16 protein-coding genes are annotated in these 17,351 nt (G+C 55.8%); 6 read left to right on the top strand and 10 right to left on the bottom strand.

All coding sequences use genetic code 11. The features are described from left to right. Positions 1-6: 6 nt before the first annotated feature. The 9 genes from L6990_RS05920 to L6990_RS05880 form a co-directional block, all read right to left on the bottom strand. The gene (locus L6990_RS05920) at positions 7-870 is read right to left on the bottom strand and encodes a phosphotransferase (protein ID WP_237203159.1); all 864 of its coding nucleotides are present in this window, start codon (positions 868-870) and stop codon (positions 7-9) included. Then, a complete protein-coding gene (locus L6990_RS05915; RefSeq protein WP_237203158.1) occupies positions 867-1,502 on the bottom strand; it encodes a flavoprotein in 636 nt (211 codons plus the stop codon). The genes L6990_RS05920 and L6990_RS05915 overlap by 4 nt, the downstream gene beginning before the upstream one ends. Positions 1,503-1,709: 207 nt before the next feature. Beyond that, positions 1,710-1,865 carry a hypothetical protein gene (locus L6990_RS05910; RefSeq protein WP_237203157.1) on the bottom strand — a complete coding sequence of 52 codons (156 nt, stop codon included), beginning with the start codon at positions 1,863-1,865 and terminating at the stop codon, positions 1,710-1,712. Between the two features lie 215 nt (positions 1,866-2,080). Continuing rightward, positions 2,081-2,239: an LxmA leader domain family RiPP gene (locus tag L6990_RS05905; RefSeq protein WP_237203156.1), complete on the bottom strand. Its 159-nt coding sequence runs from the start codon at positions 2,237-2,239 to the stop codon at positions 2,081-2,083. Between the two features lie 91 nt (positions 2,240-2,330). Beyond that, positions 2,331-3,281, bottom strand: a complete 951-nt coding sequence (locus L6990_RS05900; RefSeq protein ID WP_237203155.1) for a T3SS effector HopA1 family protein — start codon at positions 3,279-3,281, stop codon at positions 2,331-2,333. Continuing rightward, positions 3,278-4,390 carry a class V lanthionine synthetase subunit LxmK gene (gene lxmK / locus L6990_RS05895; RefSeq protein WP_237203154.1) on the bottom strand — a complete coding sequence of 371 codons (1,113 nt, stop codon included), beginning with the start codon at positions 4,388-4,390 and terminating at the stop codon, positions 3,278-3,280. The genes L6990_RS05900 and lxmK overlap by 4 nt, the downstream gene beginning before the upstream one ends. 61 nt (positions 4,391-4,451) lie before the next feature. Further along, positions 4,452-4,589 carry a hypothetical protein gene (locus L6990_RS05890; RefSeq protein WP_237203153.1) on the bottom strand — a complete coding sequence of 46 codons (138 nt, stop codon included), beginning with the start codon at positions 4,587-4,589 and terminating at the stop codon, positions 4,452-4,454. 67 nt (positions 4,590-4,656) lie between these two features. Further along, positions 4,657-5,562, bottom strand: a complete 906-nt coding sequence (locus tag L6990_RS05885) for an ABC transporter permease (RefSeq protein WP_237203152.1) — start codon at positions 5,560-5,562, stop codon at positions 4,657-4,659. An 11-nt stretch (positions 5,563-5,573) separates the two neighbouring features. Then, positions 5,574-6,548, bottom strand: coding sequence for an ABC transporter ATP-binding protein (locus tag L6990_RS05880; RefSeq protein ID WP_237203151.1), 975 nt, complete (start codon positions 6,546-6,548; stop codon positions 5,574-5,576). A 213-nt stretch (positions 6,549-6,761) separates the two neighbouring features. Here L6990_RS05880 and L6990_RS05875 point away from each other — a divergent pair, with 213 nt between their 5' ends. From L6990_RS05875 to L6990_RS05865, 3 genes are read left to right on the top strand one after another with little or no spacing between them, the layout of a single operon-like run. Further along, positions 6,762-8,483: an urea amidolyase family protein gene (locus L6990_RS05875; RefSeq protein ID WP_237203150.1), complete on the top strand. Its 1,722-nt coding sequence runs from the start codon at positions 6,762-6,764 to the stop codon at positions 8,481-8,483. After that, complete coding sequence (locus L6990_RS05870) at positions 8,476-10,227, top strand: acetyl/propionyl/methylcrotonyl-CoA carboxylase subunit alpha (protein WP_237203149.1); 1,752 nt, start codon at positions 8,476-8,478, stop codon at positions 10,225-10,227. Before L6990_RS05875 ends, L6990_RS05870 begins: the two co-directional genes overlap by 8 nt. A 60-nt stretch (positions 10,228-10,287) precedes the next feature. Then, positions 10,288-10,974, top strand: a complete 687-nt coding sequence (locus tag L6990_RS05865) for a GntR family transcriptional regulator (RefSeq protein WP_237203148.1) — start codon at positions 10,288-10,290, stop codon at positions 10,972-10,974. Positions 10,975-11,061: 87 nt separating this feature from the next. Here the strand turns inward: L6990_RS05865 and L6990_RS05860 are convergent, their stop codons facing one another. Further along, positions 11,062-12,294: an NRAMP family divalent metal transporter gene (locus L6990_RS05860; protein WP_237203147.1), complete on the bottom strand. Its 1,233-nt coding sequence runs from the start codon at positions 12,292-12,294 to the stop codon at positions 11,062-11,064. A 326-nt stretch (positions 12,295-12,620) separates the two neighbouring features. On the opposite strand from L6990_RS05860, the gene L6990_RS05855 reads away from it, so the two are divergent. From L6990_RS05855 to L6990_RS05845, 3 genes are read left to right on the top strand one after another with little or no spacing between them, the layout of a single operon-like run. After that, complete coding sequence (locus L6990_RS05855; RefSeq protein WP_237203146.1) at positions 12,621-14,684, top strand: TIGR03773 family transporter-associated surface protein; 2,064 nt, start codon at positions 12,621-12,623, stop codon at positions 14,682-14,684. Beyond that, the gene (locus tag L6990_RS05850) at positions 14,677-16,251 is read left to right on the top strand and encodes an anchored repeat ABC transporter, substrate-binding protein (RefSeq protein ID WP_237203145.1); all 1,575 of its coding nucleotides are present in this window, start codon (positions 14,677-14,679) and stop codon (positions 16,249-16,251) included. The genes L6990_RS05855 and L6990_RS05850 overlap by 8 nt, the downstream gene beginning before the upstream one ends. Positions 16,252-16,305: 54 nt before the next feature. Next, positions 16,306-17,346, top strand: a complete 1,041-nt coding sequence (locus tag L6990_RS05845) for a choice-of-anchor M domain-containing protein (RefSeq protein ID WP_237203144.1) — start codon at positions 16,306-16,308, stop codon at positions 17,344-17,346. Positions 17,347-17,351 lie beyond the last annotated feature (5 nt).

The following is a 17,351-nucleotide window of genomic DNA, read 5'->3' as shown; positions in this document are numbered from 1 at the left end:
TCGTACCTATCGATCAAGGTAGTTAGTGGCTAAGTCGATGAGAAGCTGGGCGGCTTGAAGATTTGCCCCCGCATAATGGTGCCAGTCATAAGCGTGATGAATGAGACGGAAGGCGATAGCCGAATTTAAATTATTTTCCGAAAAGTCCCCATACCCAGTAAGGAATCCTTGCTGAAGATCGGTTAGTTTCAGGCGTAGGTTGGGGTAGAAAGCATACAGTTCAGCGAACTCCCCTAGAACCCACCCAATGTCATATTCTGGCAAGGCGTAACCAACATCTTCACCGGTTAGTAGGACTCCGGTGACCTGGTCAGTAGAAATAAGCCAGTTAATAAAGCCGGCATTTCCGTGGGAGACTGCTAGGTTTTCACCCCTTGTGACGGCTTCGATCCACTGCCTCAGCTTTTCAAAATGTTCGGTAGCTAGAACTTTTGTGAGATATTCCCAGCCTTCTTCATTCAACCAGTGGTACGAGCGCACCGCAGTCCGAGGCGTACAGGAAGTGGGCGGCGCCTCCCCCAGGACCGGTAGCTGGTGCATTTCCCGCAGCGCGGAGCCCCAAGCCTTTCCTATCGTCCGATAGTCCAAGCTATCTTGCACTTCTGTTTCGATCAGATAGTTATAGAGCGGGGTGTGCTTAGTCAGTGGGTAGAAACGTTCCTGGACGTTTCCCCGGCCCCAGACCAGAGCTGACGCTTGCTTCTCTTGAGGTTCGAGAACTGCCGAACTGAAGGGCAGGGGCGCTGACTCGCCTAAAGTGTGAACCAGTCCTTCCTGCCCACCGGCAGACCACTTTTCTGTTATCAAAAGACCGGTAGCTGACACCGTAGTTCGTTCGGCTTGACGGGGGGCAGTCTCGGTGAGGGTCATGCTACCTTCTCATAGGCTGAGTTTAGGCGAGCTGCTCGATGCTCCTCGATCGTTCGGAGCACGGAAACAAAGTTTGGGGGAACCCAGGCCAAAGCCGTATTGCTTGACTCGCTAGGGCCCGGGACTGGATCGATGACTAAGTAATTGGAAGGCTGACGAAGTTTCCTCAGCACCTCTTGAATTGCAGGATGTTTTATTGACCGAGGGGGGAAGGAGGGAGCTATACAGACCTGGGCCTCTGTGGCAACTGCGGCCAAAAGAGAGGGGGAGTCGGTGATTCCATGAGCTAGGCGTGATGCGTAGTCCAAGGTTGCCGGGTAAATCAGGATGAGGTCTGCCCACTCTGCTAAATCGATATGTTCAGCAATGATTTCGTCCGTCCAGGTATCATTTTGAATACGAGAACGTGAACTTGATTCGATACCGTGCCTCGTCACGAAACGGTATGCAGATTCGCGCATGATGATGCGGAACTCTACCTGTGGCATAGTCTTTCGGGCCCATTCAATCCAATAGGGCATCACCTGGGTTACTGCTGACCCTGTGAGTACTAACGCTACTTTCGAGTACCCAAAGCTAGGTAGAGAGAAATCTTCTTGCTGCGTGTCCGTAGTGGTTCGTGTTGTTGTCATAGGATTCCTCTAACTGGTAGAGTGGATTTAGTTTATAGATAGTTGCGGTGCTGGAATTTTGATGTGAGGTTAAAATTCCAGCACCGCTCTTTTATTACTTCGGTTATGAAATACGCAGAATAAAAGGACTTCTAAGTACTCATCAGCAGATGGTCTCAAGTTTTTGTCAAAATATTTCTGCGCATATCGTGAGTAACCTTCTATTTATTAGCATCCAGCGGTCAAGGTCAGCCCGATAACAACGCCTGCGCAGAAGGGAGTGGTTGCGGGTGCATCTGAAGCTGCATCTGAGCCCAGTTCTGCTGAGGTTGCGAAAGCAGTATGTGCATCTGCCAGTTCCATGAGGTTTACGTTCTGAGCCATAATCGGTTCTCCTTAGATAAAAATAATTAGGTGTTACTTACGACAGCAAGTCCTAATATAAAAATTTTGTTTATAGTTAGTTGCGGTGCTGGATATTTCATGAAAAATGAAAATTCCGACCACCATTTCTTTGATATATTTTGCGGGTTACTTTTCAACGTCTCTACGCATTATTTGTGCTGCGAGGAAAATTGCAAATAGCTACTTATAATTTTCTAGCAGCCAGCACCCAAAGTTACTCCGCCAATAAATATAGTCACGCATAGAGGTGAAGTTGCAGGAGCTTCAGAGGCAGCATCTGCCCCCAGCTCTGCTGAGGTAGTAAAAGCAGTATGTGCATCTGCCAGTTCCATAAGGTTTACATTCTGAGCCATGATGGTCTCACTTTCTTTTTGTTGTGTTATTAGTTGTGCCCCAGGGGGCCGCAGGGCAAGACTATATAAGTTATAGTTCTTACCTGCTTACTCATACGCTGTTGAAGGCAGGGAAACCTGCGTCAATTCCAGCGCTGAGAGTCTCTTGATTCCAGCACTCTTGCAGAGTCTGGTGAGTATGTGCAGCATTCAATAAAGCATCTACAAGCACCCTTGATCGATGTTGACCAAAGCTGAGGCCCTGATAGGAAGACCGTGCATCATTCGGCTCTGCCGCAATAGCTATATTGTGGCCGACCTGCTGAGTAAAGAGGGAGTGAACGTGGTTATCGGTGGCTGTTGTAATCACTTCAAGCTCATTCAAAGCAGCTATGACGCAGTCACGGTCCTTATCTGCTATGTAAACTACAATCCCATCAGAACGAGGGTAGGATGCTCTAGCTGATAAAGCCTTCACCTGGTAGTTCACATCCAGACGGTCTAAGGTCTCTAAGGTGCTTTTCCACGCTTCTAGAGCTTTTTCAGCAGTTTCGCATCCGATATACAGACGGACTATGCTAGCGTGACTCGTGACGTGGAGGGGCTCTTCACTTAGGGCTAGCAGGTAGCCTGGGGTCGTATTTCTACGCCAACTGGGAAGGGTAACTCTTACTTTTCCAGGCAGATTCGTGTTTTCTACAAGATGGTTAGGAAAACTAACCTTGAGACCCATCATTTGAACTCTGGTGAGCTCTCCTTCTATGGAACTATCCAATAAATCTGCAAGTTGATAGTGGTTTTGGTGAGGAATGCAGTCGATGAGATCTTGGGATAAGTCTTGAACGTCATGAGGGCTGACCCCACTCACCTTCGGATTTTGAAGGTGGAAATGAGCATATATCAAGGCAGCCAACTGTGATTGAAGCTCAAGCAAACTGGTCGCTTGGAGGTCTTCCCCATCAATGCTGGCTCTCAGGCGAGACAGGTCAATATCAACACGTTGCTGCACCTCAGTCACGCTTTCTGCAAACCCAGGAAACCTGGTTTCAGTAGCTAAGGTCATTTCTTTTCACTCCTTTCAAATCCTAAGGTTTGTGCATATTTCTGGGGGTTTAGAAGAATTTGACGCCCAATACCCGCAGCCGCTCTTTCAATTCCCGGTAATTTAGCAACCGAAGAAGCTCTAGCAATTGTTCGATCAATCAGATGCCAGCCTAAAAAGGCAACGGACCGTAAAGCTAAAGCCTGATGGTCATCAGCATGCCGTTCTTGACAGTATGCTTCCCACATCGCTTGGATGTTAGGAACCAGATGCCCCATGCGTTCTGCAATCCGCTGATTCGCAGATTCCTCGCTGAACTGCTGAGGAGGCTGTTCTGCTCCACCGCGAGTAGTTACGGTGTCAAGTACACCTCGGTAAATCCATTCGCCTGCAAAGGTTCCAAGATCCCGAGCAGGATCCCCTACACCAAATTCTTCCCAGTCCAGCAGATGGAGTTGGTTTTGATGCATCTGGTATTGGTCCAGTCGAAGGTCACCGTGCACAGGTGAAACACTATGATCTTCTTCAGCGGCTTTTAGCGCCGCTACGCAATCTACTAACTCTTGATCCTGCTGGAGCTTACTCCACAGAGAAATTTCAGCTAGAGAAAAGTCGGTCAAGCGTTGGTACGAAATTCCTTGCTTGAGCATCTGCACAGGTGGGGAGGGAGGGGTTATCTCTTTCAAGTTTTCCGTTGGCCCTGCATGGAGCTTAGCTAAAGAGCTACCCACTTGCTGCGAAAAACTATCAGGAACAGTCTCGTCAACAAGAAGCTTCGCTAGACTCTCGCCACTGCAATATTCAAAGGCAAGTAAACCGGATGAACGGTGAGAAGCTAGTAGCTTTGGTGAGTTCGGCACATCCGTTGAATTATTGTCAGCAAACTTCGCGAAATTAACCGAACGATCAAACGCATGAGGACCAGCAATAGTCTTATCTACCTGTTTGAGAAAAACCTTTTCGCCACCATCAAAGGTCAGAACCCATGACTTGTTGCGCCCCCGAAAACTGGGGCTAGAAACTGATTTCACCCTGCCGTAATGATCTTCAGGAAACAGTTCCTGCACATGCTGTCTAACATCTGAATCAAGTTCAGTAGTTTTCTGGGCTGAACTATGGTGTGTGCTCATCGTTGTCCTCTTTCCATCGGGTAGGTTGGTTAGCCCCACCCACTAGTAAAGTTCTATCGACTTAGAAAAAGAGGGTTACTACCGCATAGCCTACGCCGCCGCCAACCAAGGCCAGCGCCAGGCTACGAGCCCAGCGGCCAACCGCTGAGGTGCCCTTGGGGGTAGTGGAGTAGGTGGTCTCGTTCTCGTGAGCAGTCATGTTATTTTCCCTTTCAATGATGGTGGGCTAGTAGCCCTTTAAGATGAATCAGGCAGAGAGCCCGATGTTAAGCCCCATTGTCTGAGGCAAATGATTGTTGCAGTGAAACCTTAGAGCCGGTTCGTAAAGCGTTGTTACTGTATACACGGGTTGCCACCCAGAACAGCAGCGGAATAGTTACCCCAGCGATACTGGCGGCGGTCACCATTTCCCAGGTCTGCACGCCGTCCAGACCAAAGCGAATAGGCATCAGGTAGGAAGAGAAAAGCGGGACGAATGACAGCCCCTTAAGCCAAGCCTCTTCAAGATAGGTGGGTGTCAGGTACAGGGTGACCACCAGCAGAACCATCTGCAAAACCGACAGCGGCATCACTGCGGCACTCAAGTCCTCCTGCCGGGAGACTGTTGACGCCAGAATCGTGTTCATGGTTGCAAAGATGATGTAGCCCAGCAAGAACCATACAAGGAACCACAAGAGGGCTGCGCCTACTTCAAGCTCTAGCAGTGACCACCCGTCCACCAGGGTGAAACCCAGCAGACCAGTGCCGCCAATAAGAAGTAGCTGAACCAGCGTTATCGCGCCGATACCAATCATCTTTCCTGCCAACAGAGGTACAACACCGATTTTGGTGAGGAGGATTTCGACGACCCTCGATGACTTCTCTTCAACAACACCAGAGGTTAGGCTCTGGGATGAGTACACCAGAGAGCTGAGCAAAGCACTCACCATCGCTGTGGCAAAGAGCAGGCGGGTATCCAGCTGAAAGCTAGCATCCCCCATTTTCTCCCTCAAGAACCAACCACCAACACCTGCGCCAATGCCCACAGTCAGGGCAAGCAGCCCGGTGGCTAACAGGATGGTCTTATTCTTGGTGCGGGTAAGAACCTCACGTCGAATGACGATTAACATTTCACGGTAAGCAGTGCTCACTGATTTTTCACCTACTTCATGCTGGGTAGTCTGCTGGGTCATGCCTTTAGCTTTCATCGTGTCTGACCTGCCGATTCAAGCTCTGCCTCACGGTCAGGGGTGATACCGCGACCCGACGAAATAAAATCCTGCGATAGGAGTGCGCCCAAGGACCGTTGCACAGGCTCAATACTGCGCAGCCCTCCAAATCGTGTGGCAGTTTCTAGTACGCCCTGGGGAACGGTTGCATCCCGTCCATCAACTGTGATGAAAACTGATGATTGGTTGCTCATCTTGAATTCGATATGGAAGGAAGCGACCAACGATAGTTCGGCAACGAATTCTCCGGCCGGGCGATCAAACTTTAGTTGCCACCGGGTCTGATCAGTATCTTGCAGCTCAGAGACAGCACCGTCCGCCATCACTCTGCCTCGATCAAGTACGCAGACACGGTCGCACAGGCGCTCAACAAGCTCCAGCTGATGCGATGAAAACAGGATGCCCACGCCCTGAGCTGCCTGTTGCTGGATAAGGCCAGCCATTGTATCTACAGCTAGGGGGTCAAGCCCCGAGAAGGGTTCATCAAGCACCAGTAGTTCTGGGTTACCGACCAGGGAAACAGCTAGCTGAACTCGCTGTTGGTTACCTAGCGACAAATCTTGGATGAGGGTTTTCTCTCGACCAGATAGGCCCAGTGTAGCGATAAGTTCGTCAGCTTTTTCCTTCGCCTGCCCCAGGGTTTTCCCTTCAAGTAGAGCAAAGTGAACAATCTGATCTTTGACACTCATCTGGGGGTACAGACCCCGCTCTTCCGGCATGTAACCAATCGACCTGCGGTTCTCGGTTGAGATAGGCTCCCCGTCCCAGGTGATATACCCGCCGGTGGGGTTAAGCATTCCTAGAATGAGTCGCATGGTGGTGGTTTTACCTGCGCCGTTGCCACCGATGAAACCAACAATTTCACCGCGGCGGACGCCGAAATCTACATCCTGCAGCACCTTGTGGTCACCGAAGCTGCGGCTAATCCCGTGAAGTTTAAGACCATTCATTGCGCACCTCGCTTTTCTTTCTCTTGCGCCTTCACTAAAGACTCTAGTGAGGCGTTAGAGCTTGCCACATATACTTTCGTACAGTTCTGGGGTAGACGATAGTTCACACATTTGCGTGCTCGCCGCCACATCTGCAATAATTGTTGAACAATCTTGGGTGGTTTTACTCGGGTTGCTTTCCTTTACAGTCGGCACACCACAAGGGGGGGGCGCATGCACTCGGTTTCCCACACGTCCCGCGCGGTTAAACGCTTCGGCGCACTCGCAGTGCTGGTCGACTGCACCACCCTGGAAGCAGCCTTGCATGTGCATGCCCACCTGGTCGAACGCCCTGCCACTGGGCAAATAGAACTGGTGCCTGCTGCCCAAACCGTACTGGTTCGCTTCAACACCGCTGAACAAGCTGACGCTTTCATGGCGACCCCTGACCTACCCGCCACCAGCGGCGATGTACGCACCCACGGGCAAACCGCCACCATCGATGTGGTCTATGACGGCCAGGATGTTGCCGAGGTTGCTTCTCTGCTGGGCATTAGCCATGAGGCAGTGGTCTATGCCCACACCACCGGGCACTGGTCAGTAGCTTTTGCCGGGTTCGCCCCGGGCTTCTTCTATCTGCACCGCCACGACAACGTGTTGGACGTGCCCCGCCGCACCACCCCGCGCACCGCCGTCCCCGCCGGTTCAGTGGGTCTTGCCGGCGACTTCTCAGGTATTTACCCCCGCACCTCCCCCGGCGGCTGGCAACTTATCGGACATACAGATGCACCCCTCTGGGATCTGTGCCGGGAAACCCCTGCCCTGCTAGAACCCGGCATGCAGGTGCAGTTCCGGGCAGTCCGGGAACTGGTGCAGGTATCCGAACAAGGCCCACAGCAGGGCGCCATTCCCAGCGCTGACACGCTGGTCAAGACTGCGCTTTCTCCGGTGCTTACCGTCAACTCACCCGGTGCGCTGACCCTCTTTCAAGACTCTGGCCGCAAGGGTCTCACCCACTGGGGTGTCTCCCCCTCCGGTTTTGCCGACCCTGCCGCCGCCAAAGAGGCTAACCGACTGGTCGGTAATATACCGGGTGCTACGGTGCTCGAAAATCTGGCGGGCGGGCTAAGTCTCACCGCGCTAGAAGATACCGTGCTGGCTCTAACCGGCGCCAAGGTTACCGCCACGATCACCCAGCCTGAGGGCGCCCAGCCGGACGCTGGGCTACAGGCAGAAGATCCCGAGCCTTTCATCCCGCTGGTTGCCCGCACCTACGCCCCCTTTGCCCTGAAGGCCGGGCAGAAGCTGACCCTCTCCCCCGTTGAGCAGGGCTTGCGGGTCTACCTGGCGGTGCGCGGTGGGTTTGCCGCCCCGGTTGAAGCTGCCAGTAGCTCCCGCGATACCCTGGCGTCCCTGGGCGCAGACCCCCTCACAGCCGGGGATCGGTTGCACCTGGCGTCCCTGCCGACCAGCGTGGTGGGCAACCCTGCCCCGTCTCTACCCCTCCCCGCAGCGGGTGAGACACTGGAGGTTCGGGTTATCCCGGGGCCTCGTGATGACTGGTTTACCGCCGATTCCCTGGCACGCTTTGGCCAGCTCACTTGGCAGGTGAGTGAGGCCAGCGATCGTATCGGTGTGCGTCTACTACCCGCCGAGACCCCCGATACCCAGACCCCGCTGACCCGCGCCATCACGGGAGAGCTACCCAGCGAAGGCATGGTTCCCGGCGCCATTCAGGTGCCCCCTAGCGGTGAACCGGTGGTCTTCCTTGCAGACCACCCAGTGACCGGTGGCTACCCCGTCATCGCTACGGTGCACCCGGCTGACCTGCGGCTTCTCGCTCAGTCACCACCGCAAACCCTCATCCGTTTCGTCACCGAGATGCCCCAAGAGCCCATCGAAATTACACCTCAGACCCTTGCCCTCCCCATCACGAAAGTGCAGAAACATGCGTAAAGTTCTCATTGCTAACCGCGGCGAAATCGCCGTGCGAATCATTGGTGCCTGCGCCCAGGCAGGCATTGGTTCGGTGGCTATCTACGCTGATACAGACGCCGAAGCTCTGCACGTTGCCCTGGCCGACGAAGCCTACGCACTAGAGGGTTTAACACCTGCCGAGACCTACCTGAACATTGAGAAGATTATGGGTATTGCCCTGGCATCTGGCGCCACCGATGTGCACCCCGGCTACGGCTTCCTGGCTGAAAACGCCACCTTTGCGCGCGCCGTGCTGGACGCCGGGCTCACCTGGGTGGGCCCCGCCCCCGAAACCATCGAAGCACTGGGCGATAAGGTCAAGGCTCGTGAACTGGCTCAGTCGGTGGGCGCCCCGCTAGCACCGGGCTCGGACGGGCCGGTTGCCAGCGCTGCAGAAGCTCGCGCTTTTGCCGAAGAACACGGCCTGCCCTCCATCATCAAGGCAGCCCACGGCGGTGGCGGGCGCGGCATGCGCATTGTGCGTGAATTAGATGAAGTTGAGGGGGCATTTGAGTCTGCCTCCCGCGAGGCGGTTGCCGCCTTTGGCAACGGTGAGTGTTTCATCGAACGCTTCCTAGAGCGCCCCCGCCATGTTGAAGCCCAGGTAGCGGCAGATACCCACGGCAACGTCGTGGTGGTTGGCACCCGTGACTGCTCCCTGCAGCGGCGCAACCAGAAGCTGGTGGAAGAAGCCCCCGCCCCTTTCATCACCCAAGAGCAGCAGCAGAGCATCGAACGGGCGTCCGCTGAGATTTTCCGGGCAGCTGGCTATGTTGGTGTGGGCACGGCTGAGTTCATGATTGCTGTGGACGGCACCGTCTCTTTCCTAGAGGTCAATACCCGCATTCAGGTGGAGCACCCCGTGACCGAAGAGGTGACCGGAGTGGACCTGGTAGCCCTGCAACTACTCATTGCTGCCGGCGAGCCCCTACCCCTCACCGAGACCCCGCAGCCCACCGGCCATGCTTTTGAGTTCCGCATCAATGCTGAGGATCCTGCCCGCGGCTTTTTGCCTGCCGCCGGCGTCATCTCATCCCTTACAGTGCCCTCTGGCCCCGGTATCCGTTGGGACGCCGGGGTGCGACCGGGTTCTGTGGTGAGCGGCGATTTTGATTCCATGCTGGCTAAGCTGATTGTTACAGGGGCTACCCGCGAGCAGGCACTGGCACGGGCGCGTTTCGCCCTCAAACAGCTGGATATCGCGGGGGTAGCCACCGTGATTCCCTTTGACCGCCAGGTTCTTGAGGCACAGGCTTTCACCGCGCAGAGCGGAGAGTTCGGGGTGTACACCACTTGGATTGAGGACGAGTTCCTGCCCGGTCTTGACGGTGAACAGCAGGCCTACCGCCAGCCCTTACTGCCCGTGGGTGCTACCAGTTTCCCCGGCACCGGGCTCACCCGCTTCACCATGGAAATCGACGGCCAGCCTCACCAGATTGGCGTGCCAGACACCGTCTTTGCCTCCCTGGGTAGTGCAGGTGGCAGGGCGGCGTCCGCCCCTACGGCTGATACCGAGGTCAGCGTGGCAGCTCCCATGAGCGGGTCGGTGCTGCGTTACCTCGTTCAGGCGGGCGATGAGGTAGAAGCTGGGGCGCAGGTGGCTCTGCTGGAGGCCATGAAGACCGAGGTACCTGTCTTTGCTGAAACCGCTGGCACTGTCAGCGAAATTCTGGTGGAAACCGGGCAACGTGTATCTGCAGGGGAGCCTCTTCTGCGTCTTTAGGTTCTGGGTGTGAGCGGCCGGGCTCCCACCCACAAACTAGGCACCTGTAATATTTCAGGTATGTACCCCGAAACCACAGCCCTAGAAACAGTGCCTTCACTAGAGCAAATAGCCCAGCAGCGCCCCGAGCATGCTCGCTCCACCGAGTGGGCTGCCAGTGTTTTGCGTACCGGCATGAATAATGGAGTGCTGGTTCCTGGCGCTAAACTCGGCGAACAGCACCTTTCCGGTGTCCTGGAGGTCTCCCGCAACACCCTGCGTCAGGCCTTCATGGTGCTTGAGGCGCAGAATCTGGTGGAGCGTATTCCCAATCGCGGGGTTTTTGTGCTCTCCCCAGGCAATGAGCAGATTAAGGAAATGTTCACGATGCGCTGGGCTATCCAGGCTGCCGCCATTGATGTGGCACCTGTAGGTGAGATTGCTGAGGCGAGGGCGGCTCTGACCCAGGGGCGGCAGGCCCGTGAGCGTGGTTCGGTGTTGGGCATGGCGTCCTCCAACCAGGAGTTTCACCGCGCCCTGGTGGACGCGGCGGGGTCCGCTCGACTCAGTAGCGCTATGGAGAGCGTGCTGGCTGAGATGCGTCTGCTCTTCTTTTCGCAGGTGACCGTGCCGGGTTTCCATGCCTCTTTTATTGAGAAGAACGCCAAGATTTTAGAGCTGGTTGAGGGCGGTGACCGCGAAAAGGCGAAGAAGCAGCTGCGGGAGTACCTGTGGGAATCGCGGGACTTTTTCGCGGGACGACTCTAATAAAACACGAAGCGAGAGGGCATTATGAACGGGTTTTCTAGCAAACCGTCGGTAATGCCCTCTCGTGGTTAAGGGGGTAAAAAGTTTCTAACCTGCCCAGAGCTTGGCGATGCCGCTGAGGGACATCACGCCCAGGTAGATGGTGAGTAGCCAGGATGCCCAGCCAATTACAATCAGCCACAGTGGGTACTTGTAGCCTTTGAGCAGGCTCTTGCCCAGGAAGGTTGCTACGAACATCAGCACACCGAAACCAACGGGCAGAATGAGACCGTTGACCGCGCCGGCCACAATGAGCAGGGTGGCCGGTGCCTTACCAGCAATGATGAAGACGATGGTTGATACGACGATGAAGCCGATGGTCAGACCGTTTTTCACAGCAACGCTGGTCTTTGAGCTGGTGAGGAAGGATACCGAGGTAAAGGCGGCGCCGATAACTGAGGAAATGGCTGCACCCCACAAGATAAGACCAAAGAGGCGCGTGCCTACTTCACCGGCGGCGATGCCGAAGGCTTGCCCTGCGATTGATGATTCGGTGTCCATCTGAACACCGGTTGCCACGACACCCAAGATGGCGAGAAAGAGCAAAAAGCGCATGATGCCGGTGATGATGATGCCGGTAACCGAGGAACGGGAGATATCCTTGACGTACTCGGGGCCCGAGATGCCTGCGTCCAGCATACGATGGGCACCCGCGTAGGTGATGTAGCCGCCCACGGTGCCACCGACCAGGGTGGTGATCACGGTGAAGTCAATCTCTTCGGGGAGGACGCTCTGCTTGAGAGCCTCACCCACGGGAGGGTTAGAGACGATAGCGACGTAAAAGGTCGCTGCAATCATGATGACGCCCAGGGCTACCACGATGCGGTCCAGTGCCACACCCGCTCGTTTTGAGATGAAGACGCCAATAGCCAGCAGGGCGGTGATGATGCCGCCAATTTTGGGCTCCATACCCAGCATGGAGTTCATACCGAGACCGCCACCAGCAACGTTGCCCACGTTAAAGACAAACCCGCCCAGCGCCACCAGGATGGCAAGGAAAATGCCCAGGCCAGGGAGCACGGAGTTAGCGAGTTCTTGGGCTTTCATGCCTGAGACACCGATGATGCGCCAGACATTGAGCTGCACGGCGATATCAATGAGGATTGAAATTAAGATAGCGAAGGCAAAAGCCGCGCCTAGGGTATAGGTGAACTGGCCGGTTTGGGTGATAAAACCGGGGCCGATGGCGCTGGTGGCCATGAGGAAGAGGGAGCCGAGTAGCGCCGTCCTGCGTCCCTTTGCTGCCTGCTGGTCCTTGGGGGTTACGAGGGCATCTGCCATGATGTCTCCTTGAAAACGAGGGGCGCGCAGTGATAAGCCATAGAGGCAACAAACGCCAGGTCATAGACATACATTACACCCATTTGTTCAACAATGAATGGGCTTCGCCAGCAATACCAAAAAGTCAAACGTAACAGGTGGCGGGGATGCCCCGGGGGCTGGGTGATTGAGAGCGGTGGGCATGACCACCTTCCTGGCGAGGTGAGCATACAACACTTTTTGATAATGATTATCATTAAAGATATAGTGTCTGTAAATAGAGCCCAAAAGGGTGACCGCCCCAGAACTCACCCGCTTTCAACAGATACAGCACGAGGAAGACGCACATGCGCAGCAAGTTTCTCTCAACCGGTGCCCTGGCACTCTCACCCACCCTCGCCTCCCCCGCACTAGCCGACCAGCCGGCACCCGCCGTCCAGCCCGGCAACTTCACCGAAAACACCCAAAAAACTGTGCTCACCAAAGAACATACCGACGCACTAGCTTTCGCCCTCAAAGGCAACAAGCTCGACATGTTCACCTACGCAGACCTGCCCGGTGCACCGCGCACCCACCTTGACCCAGCAAACACTATTTTCAACCTAGTAAATAACGAAAAAACCCGGGTCGCTGCACCCGGAGGCTTTGAGTTTATTGCCCCCGCAGGTCAAGAAATCTGGCTGGCACCACAGACCCAGGTGCAGGGTGCTATCTGGCCCGGCTGGAACACCGAAGACATCCGCCCCGGCGCTCTCAAAGATGATGCAGTGACCATTGAACTGCTCGATACAAAGACCCCACAGGGGGCCAGCATAGAAGTCTTCCAAGCCTCACCCTTCGGCGTAAACAGGGTTTTCAGCTCAGATGAAAAGTTAGCGCCCCTGGTACAGCCGGTTGCCTCCCACGTACACGCCAACTGGGCTTTTACCGCCACCGGCACCTATGAGCTAACCTTCCGCGCCAGCGCTACCCTAGCAACCGGTGAACAGGTGCAAGCCGACCAGACCTACACCTTTGTAGTGGGTGCGCTGCCTCAAGAAAGCCCTCAAGCAACCCCCATCGCAAGTGCCACCCCAGAACCTAGCGCTCTTCCCACTCTTGAGCCCACGCTAACGCCCACCTCAGCAGCGACACCCAGCGAATCCGCCAGTAAAACTCCCGCACCGGCACCGACCAATGCAGAAACTTCACTTCCGGCCGCAGAAAATGCTGAACACCCTGCTCCCGAGGCAGAAGTGGCGGCACCGACACCAGATACCCCAGCTTCCGAAACCCCTGCACCCCAGGGCTCTACCTCCCAGCAGCCTGACCATCAGGCAGAAGCACCCGCGGCCCCACCTGCCCCTATAGCTCCGGCACCCCAGCAGAAGAACAACCTGGCAGCCCCGCAAGCCCCTGCACCCGCCCCTCTTGAGCAGTGCTTGGCCACAGAAGAAGTAGTAAAAGCTGCCCAAGCGAAAACCACCGCCAACCGCGCCGCCCACACCCCCGCGTCCTTCACCATTCAGCGTGCCACCAACCCCAATGCCGACCGCGCCCTTGAAGGGCACTTCGATTTTGGGGCTGTGCTCTCGGGCGGGCAGTTGACCGCCAAACTGAAGGACGACCGCACCAGCCCCGCCGTCTGGAAGCAGACCGGTGCGCTCAACTTTGTACTCGGTGACAAGGCCTCCATGAAACTACCTGCCGGTATGGAGCACATCGCACCGGCAGGCACCCAGGTCTACCTCATTGGAGCTACCCAGCAAGGTGGCGTGCCCTGGTTAGGGTGGAACACCCAGAATCCTGAGCTCGTTGCAGAAGCAGCCGGGGATGCCACCATGACTCTCAAAAGTGTTAGTGGCCCGGGCAAACTCTCGGTCTTCCTTTCGGGTAACTTCGGTGCAGCGGGTACACCCGTTTTTAACAGCGCCGGGGATTCTTTCAAGGTGCCCATGAACACTCACCAGCACGGCAACTGGGTCTTTACCGAAGCCGGCAACTACAGTGCCACTATCGAGTGGTCGGTGCCGCTGAAGGACGGCTCGGTTAAGGTCGCAGAAGGCACCCTGAGCTTCACCGTGGGTGATGCCCCGGCACAGCAGGACGGCGGTAGCTCAGCTGCCGATCAGCAGCCGGGCGCACCTGCTCAAGACCAGCAGAAGCGTGCTGACACTAAGGGTTCTGTTGATATCGCTACCGGGCTGGTCACTAAACCTGATGGTTCCCAGGTGCGTATCGTAGGTAAAACCGCTTCGGGTAAGGACTGCAACCTACCTGCTGGCGAGCTCAAAGAAGCCCAGCAGGCAGCAGCTGAGGGGCGGCTTGCCTACACCGGTTCTTCAACCAGCGTCTTTATGGTAGGCGGTCTTGCCACCTTAGCCGTGGGTGCAACCCTACTGCTGTTGGCACGTAAACGCCGCCTTGCGTAAGACCCTAGGCCCCCGGCTGGCTGCTACCGTGGCAGCTCTCACCCTTACCCTGACCGGTTGTGCCGCTACCCCGGCACAACCGGAGGGCTTGCAAGTCGTGGCAAGCACCGGTGTGCTTGCCAACCTTGCGACTGCTATAGCCTGCCCGGCAGCTGATGCCTGCCGGGCACAGGTGAGTTCTCTGGTGCCGCCGGGAGCTGACCCACATTCCTATGAGCCGTCCCTGCGTGATGTTCGCGATGTCGCTTATGCCGATGTCGCCTTCACCAACGGGCTGCTGCTTGAACGGCAGAAACTGGTGAAGACTGTTGAGGCTAACCTACCGGCAGGTGCGCAATCAGTAGCGGTTGCTGAAAATATTGAGAGTTACGGTGGGCAGTTGATACCCATTGTTGAGGACGCTTCGCTTGATTCACTCTGGCTGGGTTTGCGCACTGAAGGTGTCGATAGCACCCAGGGCGGGGAGGTTCGTTTTGAGGTTTCTCGGGTGCTCGGGCCGGGTCAGGCATCCGCTTTTATCACCGGCACCTTCGGGGCTGTGGAAATGGTTGCTAACTCAGCGGCACGCGGGGCTGAAATCAACCAGGTGGACGACGCGTCAGAGGCTACCGGGGATCTAGGTGGCACCGACCTGCCACTACAAGCACATACTCACCTGTCTTGGGCTTTTACTCAGCCGGGTTTTTATGAGTTTGATATATCAGCAGCCCCTAGCAGTGATGATCGGCTTCAGGGGGTAAAACCCACCACCGTTCATTTCGCGGTGGGTATTGATCCCGCACCGCTTGCTGCCCGGTTAGGTGAGAGCACACAGGTCTTAGGGGCAGGGCACGCAGATCTTACCGCCCAGCTCGGCGAAGGCAAGCTTTCGATCCGCACGGATGGCGATGGTGAACCCACTTATTATGACCCAGAATCCACTGTCTTAGCGGTGCCCAGCCGTACCTTACAAGAGCTCCCTGCTGGTAGCCAGTACCGTTTTCTGGGCAAACCCGGCAGCCAGGTTTACCTGCTGGCGCAGGCTGTGCTGGGTAAGCATGTCCACGGCGAGATTGACCCGCACATTTGGCATTCTGCGCCCAATATGATGGCCGCTGCCCAACTCATGCGCGATACCCTCATCAGTGCTGATCCTGCTGGGGCGAAGGACTACCGGGCAAATACCGAGGCGTTACTGGCAGAGCTTGCTAGAACCGATACCGAGCTGCGCCAGGTTTACGGGCAGTTACCAGATACTGCCCGCAACCTGATTACCACCCATGATGGTTACCGTTACCTTGCTAGTGAATACGGGCTGACTATAGCTGGTTATGTGTCACCGGGGCCGGGTGTTGAGCCGAGTATTCAGCAGCGTGAACGTCTGCGAAGAACCATTGAAGATGCTGGTGTGACAGCTTTATATACCGAAAATGGAATACTCAGCAGGACGCCGGTGCTAGAGCAGGTCGGTGAAGAAGCAGGGGTGCAGGTCTGCCAACTGTATTCCGATGCCCTGGATGCCCAGGCCCCCACTTACTCCGCCATGATGTTACGTAATGCGCAGACAGTGGCAGAGTGCGGCCAGTAGCAAAAGGTCACTAGGTGGGCGAGTTTTAAGAAATTAAATGAGGAATGAAAACCAATGAATCCTAAAAAAACAATGACTCTAGCGGCGCTGTTACTAACCCTTGCGACACCTTTAGCACCCGCCGTCGCTGAGGATGTTAAAACCGCTGAAGAACGTGCCCTGGAACAAACCGTTACAGGGGACGAGCTTATTTCAACGGATCGGCATGAGATTTCAGCCGGTCACGTAGACATGGGCCCGCGTTTTGTAGAGGGGCGGTGGGAACTCATGTTCCGCGATGATTCTGCCGCGCAACCGGTCTGGCGTGACCCTTCCGATACGGTGCTGGCTACCAGCGATGCCGCGCTTCTGCCGGTGCCCGATGATTCCCGCTATTCCTTTGTGCAGGCTGATCCTGGCAGCGAGGTCTACGTGATTCCGCAGACTGAGCTGGCAGGGGTGGTTTGGCCGGGGTGGAACACGCAAGACCCTGAGGTTGTCTCACGGCTGGGCCGCGGTGTCACTTTCACTCTCGAAGATGTTGAGGGGCCCGGCAACTTTAGTCTTTATCTAGAGAACGGCAATTTTTCAGCACCCCAGGTACTGTGGAGCTCTGATTCAACTGATCCGCAAGACATCTGGGTGGACCCGAACACCCACACCCACGCTAACTGGGTTTTCACTGCCCCCGGTATCTATTTTCTGACGGTGAAGGTGCATGCTGAACTTGCCGATGGCAGTTCGGTTGCCGATACTGCCCGGCTACAGTTCGCGGTGGGCGACCATACCGATGCTCAGCAGGTTTTTGAAGCGGCCGCAGCGCTTCCTGCTCTTGATGGGCAGGACGCCGGGGCCTCGGCAAGGGCCGAAGGTACGGCTGATACTGCCAAGCCTGACGTGGCAACAGAAGATTCTGCTGCAACAGAGTCTGCGGTTGCAGAGGTTTCAGATTCCGCTGTTCAAAACGCTGATAGGCAGGGCGCAAGCCCGCTGCTCTTTGTGGGTGCTGGTTTAGTTCTAGCGGTGCTGGCAGGTGGCATTTTCTTAGCGGTTCGCCGTAGTTCTACGGCGCAAAAGGAAGCTCTTGAACACGTGGGGCGTGGGAAGAAACAGTGAGTGAA

This window comes from Rothia endophytica, from assembly GCF_928381505.1.
Taxonomy (GTDB): Bacteria; Actinomycetota; Actinomycetes; order Actinomycetales; family Micrococcaceae; genus Rothia; species Rothia endophytica_A.
Note: the sequence above shows the minus strand (reverse complement) of the source record. Positions and strands in the feature narration are given on the sequence as shown.

What these genes read in the sequence shown, in the direction of transcription:
- L6990_RS05885 (WP_237203152.1), bottom strand. Translation starts at nt 5,562, where the DNA reads ATGACCCAGCAGACTACCCAGCATGAAGTAGGTGAAAAATCAGTGAGC.
- L6990_RS05870 (WP_237203149.1), top strand. Translation starts at nt 8,476, where the DNA reads ATGCGTAAAGTTCTCATTGCTAACCGCGGCGAAATCGCCGTGCGAATC.
- L6990_RS05860 (WP_237203147.1), bottom strand. Translation starts at nt 12,294, where the DNA reads ATGGCAGATGCCCTCGTAACCCCCAAGGACCAGCAGGCAGCAAAGGGA.
- L6990_RS05890 (WP_237203153.1), bottom strand. Translation starts at nt 4,589, where the DNA reads ATGACTGCTCACGAGAACGAGACCACCTACTCCACTACCCCCAAGGGC.
- L6990_RS05920 (WP_237203159.1), bottom strand. Translation starts at nt 870, where the DNA reads ATGACCCTCACCGAGACTGCCCCCCGTCAAGCCGAACGAACTACGGTG.
- L6990_RS05900 (WP_237203155.1), bottom strand. Translation starts at nt 3,281, where the DNA reads ATGACCTTAGCTACTGAAACCAGGTTTCCTGGGTTTGCAGAAAGCGTG.
- L6990_RS05910 (WP_237203157.1), bottom strand. Translation starts at nt 1,865, where the DNA reads ATGGCTCAGAACGTAAACCTCATGGAACTGGCAGATGCACATACTGCT.
- lxmK (WP_237203154.1), bottom strand. Translation starts at nt 4,390, where the DNA reads ATGAGCACACACCATAGTTCAGCCCAGAAAACTACTGAACTTGATTCA.
- L6990_RS05845 (WP_237203144.1), top strand. Translation starts at nt 16,306, where the DNA reads ATGAATCCTAAAAAAACAATGACTCTAGCGGCGCTGTTACTAACCCTT.
- L6990_RS05905 (WP_237203156.1), bottom strand. Translation starts at nt 2,239, where the DNA reads ATGGCTCAGAATGTAAACCTTATGGAACTGGCAGATGCACATACTGCT.
- L6990_RS05880 (WP_237203151.1), bottom strand. Translation starts at nt 6,548, where the DNA reads ATGAATGGTCTTAAACTTCACGGGATTAGCCGCAGCTTCGGTGACCAC.
- L6990_RS05915 (WP_237203158.1), bottom strand. Translation starts at nt 1,502, where the DNA reads ATGACAACAACACGAACCACTACGGACACGCAGCAAGAAGATTTCTCT.
- L6990_RS05875 (WP_237203150.1), top strand. Translation starts at nt 6,762, where the DNA reads ATGCACTCGGTTTCCCACACGTCCCGCGCGGTTAAACGCTTCGGCGCA.
- L6990_RS05855 (WP_237203146.1), top strand. Translation starts at nt 12,621, where the DNA reads ATGCGCAGCAAGTTTCTCTCAACCGGTGCCCTGGCACTCTCACCCACC.
- L6990_RS05865 (WP_237203148.1), top strand. Translation starts at nt 10,288, where the DNA reads ATGTACCCCGAAACCACAGCCCTAGAAACAGTGCCTTCACTAGAGCAA.